At 69.8% G+C, this 13,829-nt stretch carries 16 protein-coding genes; 9 read left to right on the top strand and 7 right to left on the bottom strand.

The window, feature by feature from the left end; genetic code table 11:
• Positions 1-247 precede the first annotated feature (247 nt).
• Both P0Y50_01695 and P0Y50_01700 read left to right on the top strand, forming a co-directional pair.
• Positions 248-1,285: a UbiA family prenyltransferase gene (locus P0Y50_01695; GenBank protein WEK40343.1), complete on the top strand. Its 1,038-nt coding sequence runs from the start codon at positions 248-250 to the stop codon at positions 1,283-1,285.
• A gap of 53 nt (positions 1,286-1,338) precedes the next feature.
• Positions 1,339-2,169, top strand: a complete 831-nt coding sequence (locus tag P0Y50_01700; protein ID WEK40344.1) for a DUF3298 domain-containing protein — start codon at positions 1,339-1,341, stop codon at positions 2,167-2,169.
• Positions 2,170-2,225: 56 nt separating this feature from the next.
• Here the strand turns inward: P0Y50_01700 and P0Y50_01705 are convergent, their stop codons facing one another.
• Genes P0Y50_01705 through P0Y50_01715 form a run of 3 tightly spaced genes read right to left on the bottom strand, consistent with a single transcriptional unit; the run spans position 2,226 to position 3,827 of the window.
• Positions 2,226-3,185, bottom strand: a complete 960-nt coding sequence (locus P0Y50_01705) for an alpha/beta hydrolase (protein ID WEK40345.1) — start codon at positions 3,183-3,185, stop codon at positions 2,226-2,228.
• A gap of 37 nt (positions 3,186-3,222) precedes the next feature.
• Complete coding sequence (locus tag P0Y50_01710) at positions 3,223-3,423, bottom strand: helix-turn-helix transcriptional regulator (GenBank protein WEK40346.1); 201 nt, start codon at positions 3,421-3,423, stop codon at positions 3,223-3,225.
• On the bottom strand, positions 3,420-3,827 hold the full coding sequence (locus P0Y50_01715; protein WEK40347.1) for a hypothetical protein: 408 nt from the start codon (positions 3,825-3,827) through the stop codon (positions 3,420-3,422). The genes P0Y50_01710 and P0Y50_01715 overlap by 4 nt, the downstream gene beginning before the upstream one ends.
• A 126-nt stretch (positions 3,828-3,953) precedes the next feature.
• Here P0Y50_01715 and P0Y50_01720 point away from each other — a divergent pair, with 126 nt between their 5' ends.
• Positions 3,954-4,934, top strand: coding sequence for a fatty acid desaturase (locus tag P0Y50_01720; protein ID WEK40348.1), 981 nt, complete (start codon positions 3,954-3,956; stop codon positions 4,932-4,934).
• Positions 4,931-5,581 (top strand): methyltransferase, encoded by a 651-nt coding sequence (locus tag P0Y50_01725; protein WEK40349.1) that lies wholly within the window; start codon positions 4,931-4,933, stop codon positions 5,579-5,581. The genes P0Y50_01720 and P0Y50_01725 overlap by 4 nt, the downstream gene beginning before the upstream one ends.
• Before the next feature lie 102 nt (positions 5,582-5,683).
• Here the strand turns inward: P0Y50_01725 and P0Y50_01730 are convergent, their stop codons facing one another.
• Positions 5,684-6,247: a type 1 glutamine amidotransferase gene (locus tag P0Y50_01730; GenBank protein WEK40350.1), complete on the bottom strand. Its 564-nt coding sequence runs from the start codon at positions 6,245-6,247 to the stop codon at positions 5,684-5,686.
• A 106-nt stretch (positions 6,248-6,353) separates the two neighbouring features.
• Between P0Y50_01730 and P0Y50_01735 the strand changes: the two genes are divergently transcribed.
• From P0Y50_01735 to P0Y50_01750, 4 genes are all read left to right on the top strand, one after another.
• Positions 6,354-6,758 (top strand): hypothetical protein, encoded by a 405-nt coding sequence (locus P0Y50_01735; protein ID WEK40351.1) that lies wholly within the window; start codon positions 6,354-6,356, stop codon positions 6,756-6,758.
• Positions 6,759-6,828: 70 nt separating this feature from the next.
• Positions 6,829-7,680, top strand: coding sequence for a zinc metallopeptidase (locus P0Y50_01740; protein ID WEK40352.1), 852 nt, complete (start codon positions 6,829-6,831; stop codon positions 7,678-7,680).
• A gap of 54 nt (positions 7,681-7,734) precedes the next feature.
• Complete coding sequence (pgm, locus tag P0Y50_01745) at positions 7,735-9,372, top strand: phosphoglucomutase (alpha-D-glucose-1,6-bisphosphate-dependent) (protein WEK40353.1); 1,638 nt, start codon at positions 7,735-7,737, stop codon at positions 9,370-9,372.
• A 5-nt stretch (positions 9,373-9,377) separates the two neighbouring features.
• Complete coding sequence (locus P0Y50_01750; GenBank protein WEK40354.1) at positions 9,378-9,836, top strand: hypothetical protein; 459 nt, start codon at positions 9,378-9,380, stop codon at positions 9,834-9,836.
• 5 nt (positions 9,837-9,841) lie between these two features.
• On the opposite strand, the gene P0Y50_01755 is transcribed toward P0Y50_01750, so the two are convergent.
• Positions 9,842-10,630, bottom strand: a complete 789-nt coding sequence (locus P0Y50_01755; protein ID WEK40355.1) for a TSUP family transporter — start codon at positions 10,628-10,630, stop codon at positions 9,842-9,844.
• A 46-nt stretch (positions 10,631-10,676) separates the two neighbouring features.
• Entirely contained in the window at positions 10,677-11,633 is a 957-nt protein-coding gene (locus P0Y50_01760; protein ID WEK40356.1) for a retropepsin-like aspartic protease, read from the bottom strand.
• A gap of 223 nt (positions 11,634-11,856) precedes the next feature.
• Between P0Y50_01760 and thrC the strand changes: the two genes are divergently transcribed.
• Entirely contained in the window at positions 11,857-13,290 is a 1,434-nt protein-coding gene (gene thrC / locus P0Y50_01765; protein WEK40357.1) for a threonine synthase, read from the top strand.
• 8 nt (positions 13,291-13,298) lie between these two features.
• Here the strand turns inward: thrC and P0Y50_01770 are convergent, their stop codons facing one another.
• Positions 13,299-13,613, bottom strand: a complete 315-nt coding sequence (locus P0Y50_01770) for a CsbD family protein (protein ID WEK40358.1) — start codon at positions 13,611-13,613, stop codon at positions 13,299-13,301.
• Positions 13,614-13,829 lie beyond the last annotated feature (216 nt).

Genomic DNA, 13,829 nt, shown 5'->3' on the forward strand with positions numbered 1-13,829 from the left:
GGCGATGAAGCGTTGAACCGAGAGGGGGCTGGTCGCACCAGCCCCCTTTTTCGTTCCTCTCCCATTGGGAGAGGGCTTGAGCGCACGACGGCGGCAGCCGTCGTTCTGGCGCGAAAGGGTGAGGGTCGGATTGCGACCTGGCCCGCCGTCCGACCCTCATCCGGCCCTCCGGGCCACCTGCTCCCACAGTGAGAAGGATCTGCCCTGCGCCCTTCACCCCCCGGCCCGGAACCGCTAAGTCGTGGCCATGACCTCCGCCCCCCTTCCCGACGCCGGCGCCAACTGGGTGGATCGCCATGCGCCCGAGGGGCTGAAACCCTGGCTGAAGCTGGGACGGTTCGACCGGCCCATCGGCATCTGGCTGCTGCTGCTGCCCGGCTGGCAGGGGATCGCCCTGGCCCTGGCCCAGTATCGGCGCAGTCCCGGCCTCTATGAGCTGTGGCTGTTCGTCGGCTTCGCGGTCGGCGCCTGTCTGATGCGGGCGGCGGGCTGCGCCTTCAACGACATCGTGGACCGGGATTTCGACGCCCGGGTCGCCCGCACCGCCCTGCGCCCCATTCCGTCGGGCCGGATCAGCGTCAAACAGGCCTGGGCCTTCGTCATGGCGTGCAGCCTGATCAGCCTGATGATCCTTTTGACCCTGCCGACCGTGGCCATCCTGCTGGGCGTCGGGTCGCTGGCCCTGGTCGCGGCCTATCCCTTCATGAAGCGGATCACCTGGTGGCCCCAGGCCTGGCTGGGCCTGACCTTCAACTGGGGCGCCCTGATGGGGTTCGCCGCCGCCCTGCCCCTGGCGGCGGCCGCCCTTCTGCTGCCCGCCGACATCGCCGGAGAGTTCCGCCCCTTCCTGTGGTCGCCCGCCAGCGACAGCGGCCATGCCGTCGCCCTGGTCTGGCAGGCCTATGTCCCCGCCGTCCTGCTGTGGCTGGGCGGGGTGTTCTGGACCCTGGGCTATGACACCCTCTACGCGCTGCAGGACATCGAGGACGACGCCATGATCGGGGTCAAGTCCTCGGCGCGGCGCCTGGCCTCGGCCGTGCGTCCGGGCGTCGCCGTCTTCTATGGTCTGGCCGTCGTCCTGGCGGGCGCGGCGGGCGCGGCGGCCGGTCTGGGCGCCCTGTTCTGGATCGGCCTTGTCGCCTACGCCGTCCATCTGGCGCGGCAGGTCGCGCGCCTGGACCGCAGCGACGGCGCCCTGGCGCTGAAACTGTTCAAGTCGAACCGCGACGCCGGCCTTATACTGCTGGCCGCCGTCGCCCTGGGCGCCTTGGGCGCCGCGCCATGACCGACTATCCTCAAGCAGAGAGACGCCGCGCGTCGAACGATAGGAAAACGACAATGACCTCCGCCCCCCGCATCCTGCTGCTGTCCGTCGCCGTCGCCGCGACCCTTTCGGCGTCCTTGGCGGCCTGCCAGCGCCGAGAGGACAAGGCCCCCGCGCCCAAGGCCGCCCCGGTCCCGGCCGTCGCCGCCGACAACACCCCCGTCGGCTATGACAGCAAGACCCCCTACGCCACCGTCAAACTGACCCTGCCGCAGACGGTCAAGACCACCCCCGCCCTGCACGCCGCCCTCTATGCCGACATGGTGCGCGACCTGAAACAGTTCGAGGAGGGCGCCCAGGCCGATCTCAGCGAGGCCGGCGGCGGACCCAACCCCTATGAGAAGTCCATCGCCTTCGCGCCCGGCGCCGAGACGGCCAAGCTGGTCAGCCTGGCCCGCACCGATTTCGAGTTCACGGGCGGCGCCCACCCCAACACCAGCTTCGCCTCTGTGATCTGGGACAAGACGACCAACAAGCGACTGGGCTTCGCCGACCTGTTCCGTCCGGGCGCCGATCTGACCGTGCTGGACAAGGCCCTGTGCGCCGCCGCCAACGCCGCCAAACAGGCCCGCTCGCCAGGGTCCGAGGCCGCGACCCTGGACGGCAAGATGTGGACCTGCCCCAAGGCCGTCTCGACCCCCTTCGTCCTGACGCCGGGCACGACGCCGGGCAAGGCGGGCGGCGTCACCTTCCTGATGGGGCCGTATCAGATCGGCCCCTATTCGGACGGCCCCTATTGGGTCGCCCTGCCCCAGAGCGCCTTCCGCGCCCTGCTCAACCCCGTCTACGCCGACCAGTTCGACGGCGCCCCCGCCAAGGCGGGCGACGTGACGCCGAAGAACTGATCGGTTTGGAAGCCCGTCATCCCAGGCGCAAGACCTGGGATGACGGATTTCGGATTTCACTTCGCCAGGAACGCGTCCACCCGTTCCGCGAACCGTTCGGGCTGATCGGCCATGATGAAATGGCGCGATCCGTTCACCCGGATCAGCGTCGCGCCCGGCAGGGACGAATACTCCCTCCCCCACATCGCATCCGCACCCGCCGCCGGCGCCCCGCCGTCCGCATCGGCGGCGTAGAGGGCCGTCACCGGCGTCGTCATGGCCGCAAGGCCCGGCCGCGCGTCGGTGGTCATCACGTCCTTCATGGCCGAGGCGACGGCGTGGCGGTCGCTGGCCATCGACCAGTCCACGATCCGCGCCTGCTCGCCCGGCGTCCGCGACAGGGCCTGGGCCGTGGCCGCCTGCTGCGTGCGGAACCCGGCCTCGTCCGCGCCCAGGATCAGGGCGGCCGCCCGGTCGGCGAACGGTCTGGCGCTTTCGGCCGTCGCGGTCGGGCCGAACAGGGCGCTGTAGAAGGGCAGGCTGTCCACCGTCATCAGCAGCCCGACCAGGCCCGGCTGCTGCTGCGCCAGCAACAGGCCGCTCAAGCCCCCCAGCGAATGGCCGATCACCGCCGGCCGGTTCAGCCCCGCCTGACGGATATAGCGGGCCAGTTCCTCGACCTCGGGCTGGACGAAGGCGCCGTCGCCGTGGGTCCACGGCTCGCCTGCGAACCCGGCCAGCTGCACCAGATGCACCCGGTGCGTCGCCTTCAGCCGGTCTGCCGTCGCCCGCCACACCTCGCGCGAGGACGCCAGACCGGGGATCAGGATCACGTCCGGCCCCGACCCCACCACCTCGACCGACAGACGATCCGAGACGAAGGGCGCGGCGGCCGTGGCGACCGCGCCGCTGGCCTGGGCCTGCGCTTGGGCCTGGGCCGGGTCGTCGGCGACGGCGCAAGCGATCAGGACGCCCAGGACGGCGGCGAGGCGCGGGGGCGCGAAGACGCCCCGGCAAGGGCGAATGGGGTTCGACATCACAGTCTCCAATTGTAAGGTTATTCCGACATTCGGGTCAGCCCGAATGCGAGTTCTCGAAAATCTCTTCCACCGGCCGTTCGAACACGGCGGCGATCCGGTAGGCCAGGTCCAGCGACGGATCGTGCCGCTCGGTCTCCACGGCGATCACCGCCTGACGCGACACCCCCAGCGCCTGACCCAGCTGTTCCTGGGTCCAGCCCCGCTCGACCCGCAGCAGCTTCAGACGGTTCTTCATCGGCTGCTCCGAATGAAGGGCGAGACAAGGCCGTACATGGCCCAGAACACAGGCACGATCAGCCAGGTCTGCATATGCGGCGCCCCGGCGAAGCTTTCGCCGAAGCCCCAGAAGGTGGCGAGCGCCAGGGCCAGGCCTGCGGCGACGATGAACTGTTTGGCCGTCACGCCGCGCACGAACTCGTCGCTTTCGCGCATCAGCGCCAGGGTCGCCCAGATCTGGCCGATCACCGGCGCCGACACCGCCGCCGCCAGCCCCCAGGCCGCCGGCTTTCCCATCAGGTCGTCAAAGAGGTTCGTGGTCATCATCGCCACGCAGATCGCGACATAGGGCGCGGTGAACGCCAGGGTGCGGATCAGATAGCGCCGATGCGCGGGCGTTCCGGTCTTCCAGGCGGTGAACATCTGCCTCTCCATGTGTAAGGCCAACCTGACATCGACGCTATGTCATGTCAACCTGACTTTTTGTCAGGATATCCGCACATTCATCCGTTGCTTTTCCAGACGCGCCGATGGGCGTAGGATGACCCCATGCCCGCCGCCCCGCGCATCGCTCCGTCGGTTCTGTTCACGCCCCAGGAATGGGCGCCGTTCCAGACGCGCTCGGCCTGGGCCGGGCCGCTGCTGGTCGCGCATTGCTGGGCGGTGATCGCCCTGGCCGTGGCCGCTGGCGTCGCCGTGCCCTGGCTGATCCCCCTGTGCGTCATGATCGTCGGCACGCGCCAGCTGGGCCTGGCCATATTGATGCACGAGGCGGCGCACGGCGGTCTGTCCAAGTCGCCCCGGCTGAACGACTTCCTTGGCCATTGGCTGTGCGCCACGCCCATCGGCGCATCATTGGCGGCCTATCGCCCCTATCACCTGACCCACCACCGCTTCGCCCAGCAGGCCGAGGACCCGGACCTGATGCTGTCGGCGCCCTTCCCCGTCAGCCCCGCCTCGCTGCGGCGCAAGCTGATCCGCGACCTGACCGGCCAGACCTTCTTCAAACAGCGGGTGCTGCTGCCCCTGGCCCAGACGCGTGCTGCGCCGCGCTCAAACCGCCCCCAGGGCGATCGCGCCAAACCCATGGGCGAAGCCGCCCACGACTATGAGGCGGTCGTGACGGGCCGGTCCGTCCTGCCCTTCCTGGTCTTCAACGCCGTCCTGCTGGCGGGCTTCGTCGCCGCTGGTCTGTGGTGGGCCTTCTTCGTCCTGTGGCTGCTGCCGATGGCGACCTGGTTCCCCATGGTGACGCGGCTGAGGAACATCGCCGAACACGCCTGTGTCGAGGGTTCGGCCGTCGATCCCTTCCGCGCCGCCCGCACCACCCGCGCCGCCTGGTGGGAGCGCGCCTTCATCGCCCCCTACTGGGTCAACTTCCACGCCGAGCATCATCTGTTCATGCATGTGCCGTGCTGGAAGCTGCCGCGCCTGCACCGCGCCATCCACGCCCGGCCGCAAGCGGCGGCGATGGAGGTGTCGCCCGGCTATCTGGACGTGATCCGAACGGCGACCCGCCGCCCGGCATGACGATCGCCGACCCCGCCGCCTTCATTCGGGACAACACCCGTCTTCAACCCGTGCCGCACGCGCCGGAGATTTCCCTGTGGCTGGCCGACGAGATCACCCCGATCTGGCGGCTGACCGAGGAGGAGCTGGGTGAAATGGGCGTGCCGCCGCCCTTCTGGGCCTTCGCCTGGGCGGGCGGTCAGGCGCTGAGCCGCTATCTGCTGGATCATCCGCATGAGGTGGCGGGAAAGCGGGTGCTGGACTTCGCCGCCGGTTCGGGCCTGGTCGGCGTGGCGGCGATGAGGGCGGGCGCGGCCTCGGTCCTGTGCGCGGACATCGACCCCTTTTGTCAGGCCGCCGTCGCCGCCAACGCCGCCGCCAACCGCGTGACCCTGACCTTCACCCAGGCCAATCTGCTGGACGCCGCCCCGCCCGAGGTCGAGGTCATCTGCGCGGGCGACATCTGCTACGAACGCCCGATGACCGAGGCCGTCCTGGCCTGGCTGGCCCAGGCCCGCAGCCGGGGGACGCGCGTCCTGATCGGCGATCCGGGCCGCACCTATTTCCCGCGCACGGGCCTGGACTTCCTGGCCGAATACCGCGTCCCCACCTCGCGCGAGCTGGAGGATCAGGAGATCAAGCGATCCTCGGTCTGGGCCATGCCCTGAGCCTGCCGGACGTGATTCCGGGGCGCCCGCAGGGCGAACCCGGAACCCAGGCTCGCCTTGCTCGACCCCGGAATCACGACGAGGGTGTTGCGGCAGGCCGACTTAAGCGGCTTGTCCCTCGTGCCGCCCCTCGCCGAATTCCTCGATCATCTTGGCGTTGAAGGCCGGGATGTCGTCGGGGCAACGGCTGGTGACCAGTCCCTGATCCACCACCACCTCTTCATTGACTACATCGGCCCCGGCGTTCTTCAGGTCGGTGCGGATGCTCTCGAAGGCCGTCATCCGACGCCCCTCGACCACCCCCGCCTCGATCAGCAGCCAGGGCGCGTGACAGATGGCGGCGACCGGCTTGCCCGCATCGAAGAAGGCCCGCACGAAGGCCACCGCATCCGCATCGGCGCGCAACAGGTCGGGATTGGCCACCCCGCCCGGCAGCAGCAGCGCCGAATAGGCCGAGGCGTCCACCGCCGCCACCGCCTTGTCCGCCGTCACCTTCTCGCCCGGCGTCAGATGGTCGAAGCCCTGGAACTCCCCGGCCTTCAACGACACGATCTCGACCACCGCCCCGGCATCCTTCAGCGCCTTCATCGGTTCGTTCAGTTCGATCAGTTCGACGCCGTCGGTCGCCAGGATGGCGACGGTCTTGCCGGAAAGGGTCTGGGCCATGGGAAATGCTCCGTGTCGGAAAGGGGTTCGGGGCGATGAACCCACGACAAGTCAAAGGGTTGCGGCTCCGCTTGGCGGATGCGGCCGCCGGTACCATCTATCGTCCATGCGAAGGCTCCTGACCCTGACGACCTTGCTGGCGGCCGCCGCGACGCCCGTCCTGGCCCAGATCTACCCGACCCAGACCTATCCGGCGCCCGGCCGCCCCTATGGCGCCTATCCGGGCGGCATACCCGCCGCCATCGCCGACCAGCATCGCTACGAAAACGACCGTCTGCGCGCCCAGTCCCAGTCCAACGCCGATCAGGCCCGCCAGCAGCAGATCGAGACCCAGTTGCGCCTGCGCGCCATCGAGACTGCGCGCGAACCGGCGGCCCCGTCCGCCCTGCCGCCCCGCCTCCTCTACAGCCCGGAACAGGAGCGGGCGCTGCGCCAGTCCGCCGCCGAACGCCGCCAGCAGACCACCCAGGGCGTCAGCCAGATCGACGCCTGGCTGGATCGGTCGCGTTAGGACCACGCATCCCTTCCCTCGCCCCCGCGTTCCGGCCTAGCTTAGGGGCGATCAGACGGGAGATAGGCGGATGCGCTGGCAGGGCGGACGAACGGGCGGCGGGGTCGAGGACCGGCGCGGCATGGGGGGCGGCGCCATCGCGGGAGGCGGCATCGGCGTGGGCGTGCTGGCCCTGATCGGCTATTTCGTCTTCGGCATCGACCCGTCCACCACGACGCAACTGGCCAGCCAGCTGGGCGGCGTCGGCGCCTCGGAACAGCAGGGCCAGGTCGGCACGCCCCAGGACCAGGCCGGCCGGTTCGTCGATGTCATCGGCGCCAACATCAACGACGTCTGGGCGCAGAAGCTTAAGGGCTATCAGCCGCCCAAGGTCGTGATCTACGAACAGGGTACGGGAACCGGCTGCGGCTACGGCCAGTCGGCCATGGGTCCCTTCTACTGCCCCAACGACAAGACCGTCTATCTGGACCTGAACTTCTGGCAGGAGATGGAGACCCAGCTCGGGGCCTCCGGCGCCGATTTCGCCCGCGCCTATGTCATCGCCCATGAGTTCGGCCACCACGTCCAGACTCTGACCGGCACCTCGGATCAGGTGCGTCAGGCCCAGCAGCGGGCGCGTGGCGAGGGCGAGGCCAACCGCTATTCCGTCGCGCTGGAGCTTCAGGCCGACTGCTACGCCGGGGTCTGGGCCAAGAACGCCGCCGCCGTCTCGAACGGTCAGGTCGCGCTGGAGCCCGGCGACATCGAGGAGGGCATGAAGACCGCCCAGGCCATCGGTGACGATGCGCTGCAACGGCGCGGCGGCGGCCGCGTCTCGCCCGAAAGCTTCACCCACGGCTCCTCGGCCCAGCGGGTCGAATGGCTGCAGCGCGGCTATCAGTCGGGCGATCCCGCATCCTGCGACACCTTCGGCGGCGCCTGAGCGCCGCCCCGCCTTGTCTGACCCGCCTTGTCTGAAACGATTGATTGACCAACGATGCATGATCGCGCCGGCCTGACCGCACGCCCCGAAGACCTGATCGACCTGGACGCCCTGCTGGGCGCCTATGAAACGGTCCAGCCAGACATGACCGAGCCCCAGCAGCGGGTGGTCTTCGGCACCTCGGGCCACCGGGGGTCCAGCCTGGACGGCGCCTTCAACCAGGCCCACATCCTGGCCATCGCCCAGTCGATCGCCGAATACCGCGCGGCCCAGGGCGTGGACGGCCCCCTGTTCCTGGGGCGTGACACCCACGGCCTGTCCGAACCCGCCTTCCGCACCACGCTGGAGGTGCTGGTCGCCAACGGGGTCCAGGTGCTGATCGACGCCCGCGACGGCTTCACCCCCACCCCCGCCGTGTCCCACGCCATACTGACGCACAATCGGGCCAACGCGCGCCAGGCGGACGGCGTCCTGATCACCCCGTCGCACAATCCGCCCCGCGACGGCGGCATCAAATACAATCCCCCCTCGGGCGGCCCGGCCGGGAGCGAGGCCACCGCCGCCATCGCCGCCCGCGCCAACCAGTTGATCGAGGGCGGCCTGACCCAGGTGCGCCGCGTCCCGTCCGCCCAGGCCCAGGCGGCGGCGGGCCGGTTCGACTATCTGTCCGCCTATATCGACGACCTGCCCCGCGTCGTGGACCTGGAGGCCATCCGAAACGCCGGGGTCCGCATCGGCGCCGATCCGCTGGGCGGCGCCGCCGTGGCCTATTGGGGCGAGATCGCAGAGCGTCACAGACTGGACCTGACCGTCGTCAACGACGCCGTCGACCCGCGCTGGGCCTTCATGCCGCTGGACGCCGACGGCAAGATCCGCATGGACTGTTCCTCGCCCTCGGCCATGGCCGGTCTGATCGGCATGATGAAGGGCGGATCGGCCTATGATGTCGCCTTCGGCAACGACGCCGACGCGGATCGCCACGGCATCGTCACCCCCGACGCGGGCCTGATGAACCCCAACCATTTCCTGGCCGCCGCCATCGCCTATCTGTTCGCCAACCGGCCGGGCTGGGGCGCGGACGTGGCGGTGGGCAAGACCCTGGTCTCGTCGTCCATGATCGACCGGGTCGTCGCCGGCCTGGGCCGCCGCCTGCTGGAAGTTCCGGTCGGCTTCAAACATTTCGTGCCGGGCCTTCTGGACGGAACCGTGGGCTTCGGCGGCGAGGAATCGGCCGGCGCCTCCTTCCTGCGTCAGGACGGGACGGTGTGGACCACCGACAAGGACGGCCTCATCCTGTGCCTGCTGGCCGCCGAGATTCAGGCCCGCACCGGGCGCAGCGCCAGCCGGCTCTACGCCGACCTGACCGACCAGTACGGCGCCCCCGCCTACGCCCGCGTCGACGCCCCGGCGACCCGCGCGGAAAAGGCCCGTCTGGCCGCCCTCAGCCCCTCGGACGTCACCGCCACCGCCCTGGCGGGGCAGGCCATCACCGACATCCTGACCAAGGCCCCCGGCAATGGCGAGGCCATCGGCGGGCTGAAGGTCGTCACCGCCGACGCCTGGTTCGCCGCCCGCCCCTCGGGCACCGAGGACGTCTATAAAATCTATGCCGAATCCTTCCTCGGCCCGGACCATCTGGCCCAGGTTCAGGCCGAGGCCAGGGCGGTGGTGGCGACGGCCCTGGCGGGCTAGGGCGAATGACGGTCCGCCGCTTCGACATCTTCGCGGACTATTTCCAGTTCTACGTCTGCGACGAAACCTTCGTCACCGACCCCGCTCTCCTGTGGGGCCCGGCCGGCGACCCCATGCTGGCCGTGGGCCCCGACCTGATCGCCATAGGGACGGCGCGCAACATGCGGGTTCCGGTCGAACTTCAAATCCTGCCGTCGGAACCGGCGCCCGACACGGACGCGTGGGATCAGGTCCGCGACTGCGGCCTCCGCCTGACCAGCGGCGCGCTGATCGTGTTCGGCTGCACCGATGATCCGGATCAGGCCGAACGCATCGCCGCGCCCGTCGGCGACTATGCCGCCCGCGTTTGTCACGGCGGATTGAACAGCCTGTCCGAAGACGGCCTGGATGGCGACGACCGTTATCGCATCCAGCTCTGGCCCGGCGCGGTGCGTCCAGTGACGGTGCTCAAAGCCCCTGCCTAGCCGTTTCAGATCACGCCCTCGATCCACGCCCTCAGGGGATTGGCGGGATCGGACAGCAGCTTGATCACCATGCCGATGCAGATCAGCACCAGCAGGGGCCGGATCAGTTTCGGCCCGAACCGCATCGCCGCATGCGACCCCAGCCAGCCGCCCAGCACCTGCCCCACCGCCATCGTCAACCCGACGGCCCACAGCACATGGCCGCCGATGGCGAACACCACCACCGACACCAGATTGCTGGAGAAGTTCAGCGCCTTGGTATGGGCCGTGGCCCGAGTCAGCCCCATTCCCATCAGCGTCACCAGCGCCAGGGCGAAGAAGGACCCCGCGCCCGGACCGAAGAAGCCGTCGTAGAAGCCGATCCCGCCCGACACGGCCCCGAAGGCCAGGGGCGTCAGCCGCGCATGGACATCCTCGTCGCTGGCCTTGGGGCCGACCAGGAAATAGACCGCGATCCCCGCCAGCAACAGCGGCAGCAGCACCATCAGCCAGGTCGTATCGACGAAACTGACCACCATGGCGCCCAGGGCGGCGCCGACCGCCGTGGCGATCAGCGGCCATTTCAGCAGGGCGAAATCGATCCGCCCCTTGCGCCAGAAGGTCCAGGTCGCCGAGGCGGTGCCGCAACTGCCCTGGATCTTGTTGGTGGCGATGGCCGCCACCGGGCTGACCCCGACCGCCAGCAACACCGGCACGGTGATCAGGCCGCCGCCCCCCGCGATGGCGTCCACGAACCCCGCCGCCATGGCCGCAGCGAACAACAGGGCGACGATTTCGGGGGTGAATTCGATCATGGCGCCGACCTAGGCCGTTCCCCGCCGCCGATCCAGCCTCAATCGGTCAGGCCCCGACCGTGATCTCCATCGGCCGCTCGACGAACAGGCGCGGGCCGCGCAGGTCCAGGATGACGCGCCGATCCTCGAACGCCGCCATGCCGACCAGCGCCTTTGGAAAGCCCGGCACGGCCACGTCGTCATAGATGGCCACCGCCGCCTGACGATACAATTCGTCGCCAATGGTCAGGGTACGGACGATCACCGTCTCGGCTCCCACCACGCCGCCCAGCACCATGCTCTGGCCCGGGGTCCGCCGGCGGCCGTCCAGCAGGCCCGCCGCGTCGGCCGTCTCGCGCGTCACGGCCAGCACCGCCGATGCGCCGGTGTCGATCACCGCATCGACCGCGGCCCCCTCCACCGTGATCGCCGCCTGCAACGCCTTGCCCGCCCGCGTCACCGCGACAGGGGCCAGGCCCGGCGGCGGCGTCCATCCCGCACGCGAGATCAGCCGGATCCGCCGCCTGCGGACATCCAGTTCAAGGATCAGTTCGCGCAGCACATCCTGCCCCAGGATCAGGGGCGCGCCCAATCCCTTGTCGCCGGCCAGCGGCCCCAGGTCCAGGATCGCGGCGCGCAGCCCCTCCAGCCGCACCCCCTGGGGGCCGCCGATGCGGACATCCAGCGTCGCGCCGCGCCCGACCTGGGCCTGGCCGCCGACGCCGTAGGCCACCATCGGGATGTCGAACACATGGGTCAGACCCAGCGTCTGGACCAGCGAACGGTCGATCACCGAATACTGCGCCCCGGAATCGATCAGGGCCCGCACCGGCCGACCGTCCACGGACACCTCCACCGTCGGGGTGCTGGCGCGCGGCTCGGCATAGGGTTGCCAGCCCGTCGTCCCGCCCGGCGCGAAAACCACCGTCGGCCCCCGCCACAGCACATGGTCGCGCAGCCACCAGGCTCCGCCCACGCCCCCGGCGATCAACCCCAGCCGGATCAGAAGATCGCGTCGTCTCATGCCCATGACATGGACCGTCGCGACGACGGGCGCCAGCGGGGCGATGGTCGCAACGCCCTTCGCCCGTCCCTGTCGGCCATCCTGGCCACGGGGCGGGCAGGGATGGAGGTCGCACAGGGCATGAAATTGTCGTCCGCCGATCCCTTCGTCGCCCCTCGCGCGCCAAACCGGCCACAAGCCCGCGGAACCCGACAAAATCATCCCGGCCGGGGCCAGAAACCGGATGACGCCGCCGCCCCGTCTGGCTACGACCTTCAGCATCATGAACACCTCCCCCGACCGTTACGTCTCGACCCGAGGCCTCTCGCCCGAAACCGATTTCGCCGACGCCCTGCTGCGCGGCATCGCGCCGGACGGCGGCCTCTATATGCCCGCCGCCTGGCCGGCGCTTTCGCCCCAGGCCTGGACCGGCGCGGCGGACTACAAGCGCATCGCCCTTCAGGCCATGTCGCCCTTCGTCGGCGACGCCCTGCCGGCCGGGGCGCTGGATCGCGCTCTGGATCGCCTGACCGCCGGCTTCGACCATCCGCTGGTCACGCCCCTGGTCGAGCTGGAGCCGGGGCTGTTCGTGCTGGAGCTGTTCCACGGACCGACCGCCGCTTTCAAGGACCTGGCCATGCAGCTGGTCGCGGCCCTGACCGACGAGGCCTTGTCGGCCTCGGGCGAGCGGCTGACCATCCTGACCGCCACCTCGGGCGACACGGGCGCCGCCGCCGTGCGCGCCTTCGCCGGGGCCCGGTCCGTCGATCTGATCGTGCTGCACCCGCTGGATCGCGTGTCGCCGATCCAGCGCAAACAGATGACGACGGTCCAGGCGGACAATGTGCTGAACCTGGCCGTGCGCGGCGATTTCGACGACTGCCAGCGCCTGGTCAAAAGCCTGCTGGCCGACGAGGATCTGCGCTCACGCGGCCGGCTGTCGTCGGTCAATTCGATCAACTGGGCGCGGCTGGCGGGCCAGATCCCCTATTATGTCTCCGCCACCGCCCAGCTGGGCCGGGCCGCCACTTTCGTCGTGCCGACCGGCAATTTCGGCGACGCCTTCGCCGGGATCGCCGCGACCCGTATGGGCCTGCCGTCGAACGGCTTCGTGGCGGCCGTGAACCAGAACGACGCCCTGGCCCGCGCCCTCAACGACGGCCTCTATTCGCGCCGCGCGGCGGTCGAGAGCGGCAGCGTCTCCATGGACGTCCAGGCCCCGTCCAACTTCGAACGTCTGGTGTTCGAGGCGACGGGCCGCGACGCCGGGGCGACCCGCGCGGTGTTCGAGACCTTCGCCCGCGACGGCGCCGTCGCCTTCGACCCGGACCTGCTGGCCGCCCTGCGGTCCGAGGTCTCGGCCGTCTCCATCGACGAGGCCGAAACCCGCGCCGAGATCGCCCATGCCTATGAGGCCTGGGGCCGCGTGGTCTGCCCGCACACAGCCGTCGCCCTGGCCGCCGCGCGTCGCCAGGATCGCGCCAGGGGACCGGTCGTGGCCCTGTCCACCGCCCACCCGTCCAAGTTCGGCGCCTTCGTCTCCGACGTCCTGGGCTTCGAACCCGAAGCCGCAAACGTCATCGCCGCCCTGGGCGATCGGCCCGAGCGGTTGACGGTGGTCAATGGGACGGTTGAGGCGGCGCTGGACGCGGTGGCGGCCTTTTCAGGCCGCCACTGAACCCGAACTCAGCGGCGATTGCCGCCGGTCAGGGCGCGTATCAGCAGAAGACCGACGCCCGCGACCGACAGGGTGGTGACCAGCGGACGCTTGCGCGCCTCGGCCGCCACGGTGCGGGCCTTGTCGCGATAATCGGCCGGGGTCTTCTCGACCAGGCGATCTACGGCGTCCATGGCCTTGCCGAAGGTCTCCAGCGACTTGCCCTTGGCGTCGTTATAGGCGCCCTCGACCTGCAACTTCTGGTCGCCGACCAGCTGGCCCAAGCCTTTTTGCACCTTGCCTTGCACCTGCGAAGCGGCGCCGTTGATCTGTTCGTCGGTCATGATGTCATCCTCGGGGAGAAAGAGAGCGGCGCTTTTCGCCGTTGCACATCAAAACCCCAGTTACGCTTTCGGTTCCAGCGACGATACGCATGTCCCCTCCGTTCGGGCGGGGTGGTCGCGCAGCGACCGGGTGGGGGCGGCCCGGCAGGGACGCGCTTAGCGGGTGCAATACAGATCGGTGAAGCGTGTGCGGCCGTCCCCACCCGACCTCGCTCC

It is taken from the genome of Candidatus Brevundimonas colombiensis (assembly GCA_029202665.1).
Classification (GTDB): Bacteria; Pseudomonadota; Alphaproteobacteria; order Caulobacterales; family Caulobacteraceae; genus Brevundimonas; species Brevundimonas colombiensis.

Excerpts from the sequence above, each read along its gene's own strand:
- P0Y50_01715 (WEK40347.1), bottom strand. The coding sequence starts at position 3,827 with ATGTTCACCGCCTGGAAGACCGGAACGCCCGCGCATCGGCGCTATCTG.
- pgm (WEK40353.1), top strand. The coding sequence starts at position 7,735 with ATGCATGATCGCGCCGGCCTGACCGCACGCCCCGAAGACCTGATCGAC.
- P0Y50_01720 (WEK40348.1), top strand. The coding sequence starts at position 3,954 with ATGCCCGCCGCCCCGCGCATCGCTCCGTCGGTTCTGTTCACGCCCCAG.
- P0Y50_01695 (WEK40343.1), top strand. The coding sequence starts at position 248 with ATGACCTCCGCCCCCCTTCCCGACGCCGGCGCCAACTGGGTGGATCGC.
- P0Y50_01740 (WEK40352.1), top strand. The coding sequence starts at position 6,829 with ATGCGCTGGCAGGGCGGACGAACGGGCGGCGGGGTCGAGGACCGGCGC.
- P0Y50_01710 (WEK40346.1), bottom strand. The coding sequence starts at position 3,423 with ATGAAGAACCGTCTGAAGCTGCTGCGGGTCGAGCGGGGCTGGACCCAG.
- P0Y50_01755 (WEK40355.1), bottom strand. The coding sequence starts at position 10,630 with ATGATCGAATTCACCCCCGAAATCGTCGCCCTGTTGTTCGCTGCGGCC.
- P0Y50_01730 (WEK40350.1), bottom strand. The coding sequence starts at position 6,247 with ATGGCCCAGACCCTTTCCGGCAAGACCGTCGCCATCCTGGCGACCGAC.
- P0Y50_01770 (WEK40358.1), bottom strand. The coding sequence starts at position 13,613 with ATGACCGACGAACAGATCAACGGCGCCGCTTCGCAGGTGCAAGGCAAG.
- P0Y50_01750 (WEK40354.1), top strand. The coding sequence starts at position 9,378 with ATGACGGTCCGCCGCTTCGACATCTTCGCGGACTATTTCCAGTTCTAC.
- thrC (WEK40357.1), top strand. The coding sequence starts at position 11,857 with ATGACGCCGCCGCCCCGTCTGGCTACGACCTTCAGCATCATGAACACC.
- P0Y50_01705 (WEK40345.1), bottom strand. The coding sequence starts at position 3,185 with ATGTCGAACCCCATTCGCCCTTGCCGGGGCGTCTTCGCGCCCCCGCGC.
- P0Y50_01760 (WEK40356.1), bottom strand. The coding sequence starts at position 11,633 with ATGAGACGACGCGATCTTCTGATCCGGCTGGGGTTGATCGCCGGGGGC.
- P0Y50_01725 (WEK40349.1), top strand. The coding sequence starts at position 4,931 with ATGACGATCGCCGACCCCGCCGCCTTCATTCGGGACAACACCCGTCTT.
- P0Y50_01735 (WEK40351.1), top strand. The coding sequence starts at position 6,354 with ATGCGAAGGCTCCTGACCCTGACGACCTTGCTGGCGGCCGCCGCGACG.
- P0Y50_01700 (WEK40344.1), top strand. The coding sequence starts at position 1,339 with ATGACCTCCGCCCCCCGCATCCTGCTGCTGTCCGTCGCCGTCGCCGCG.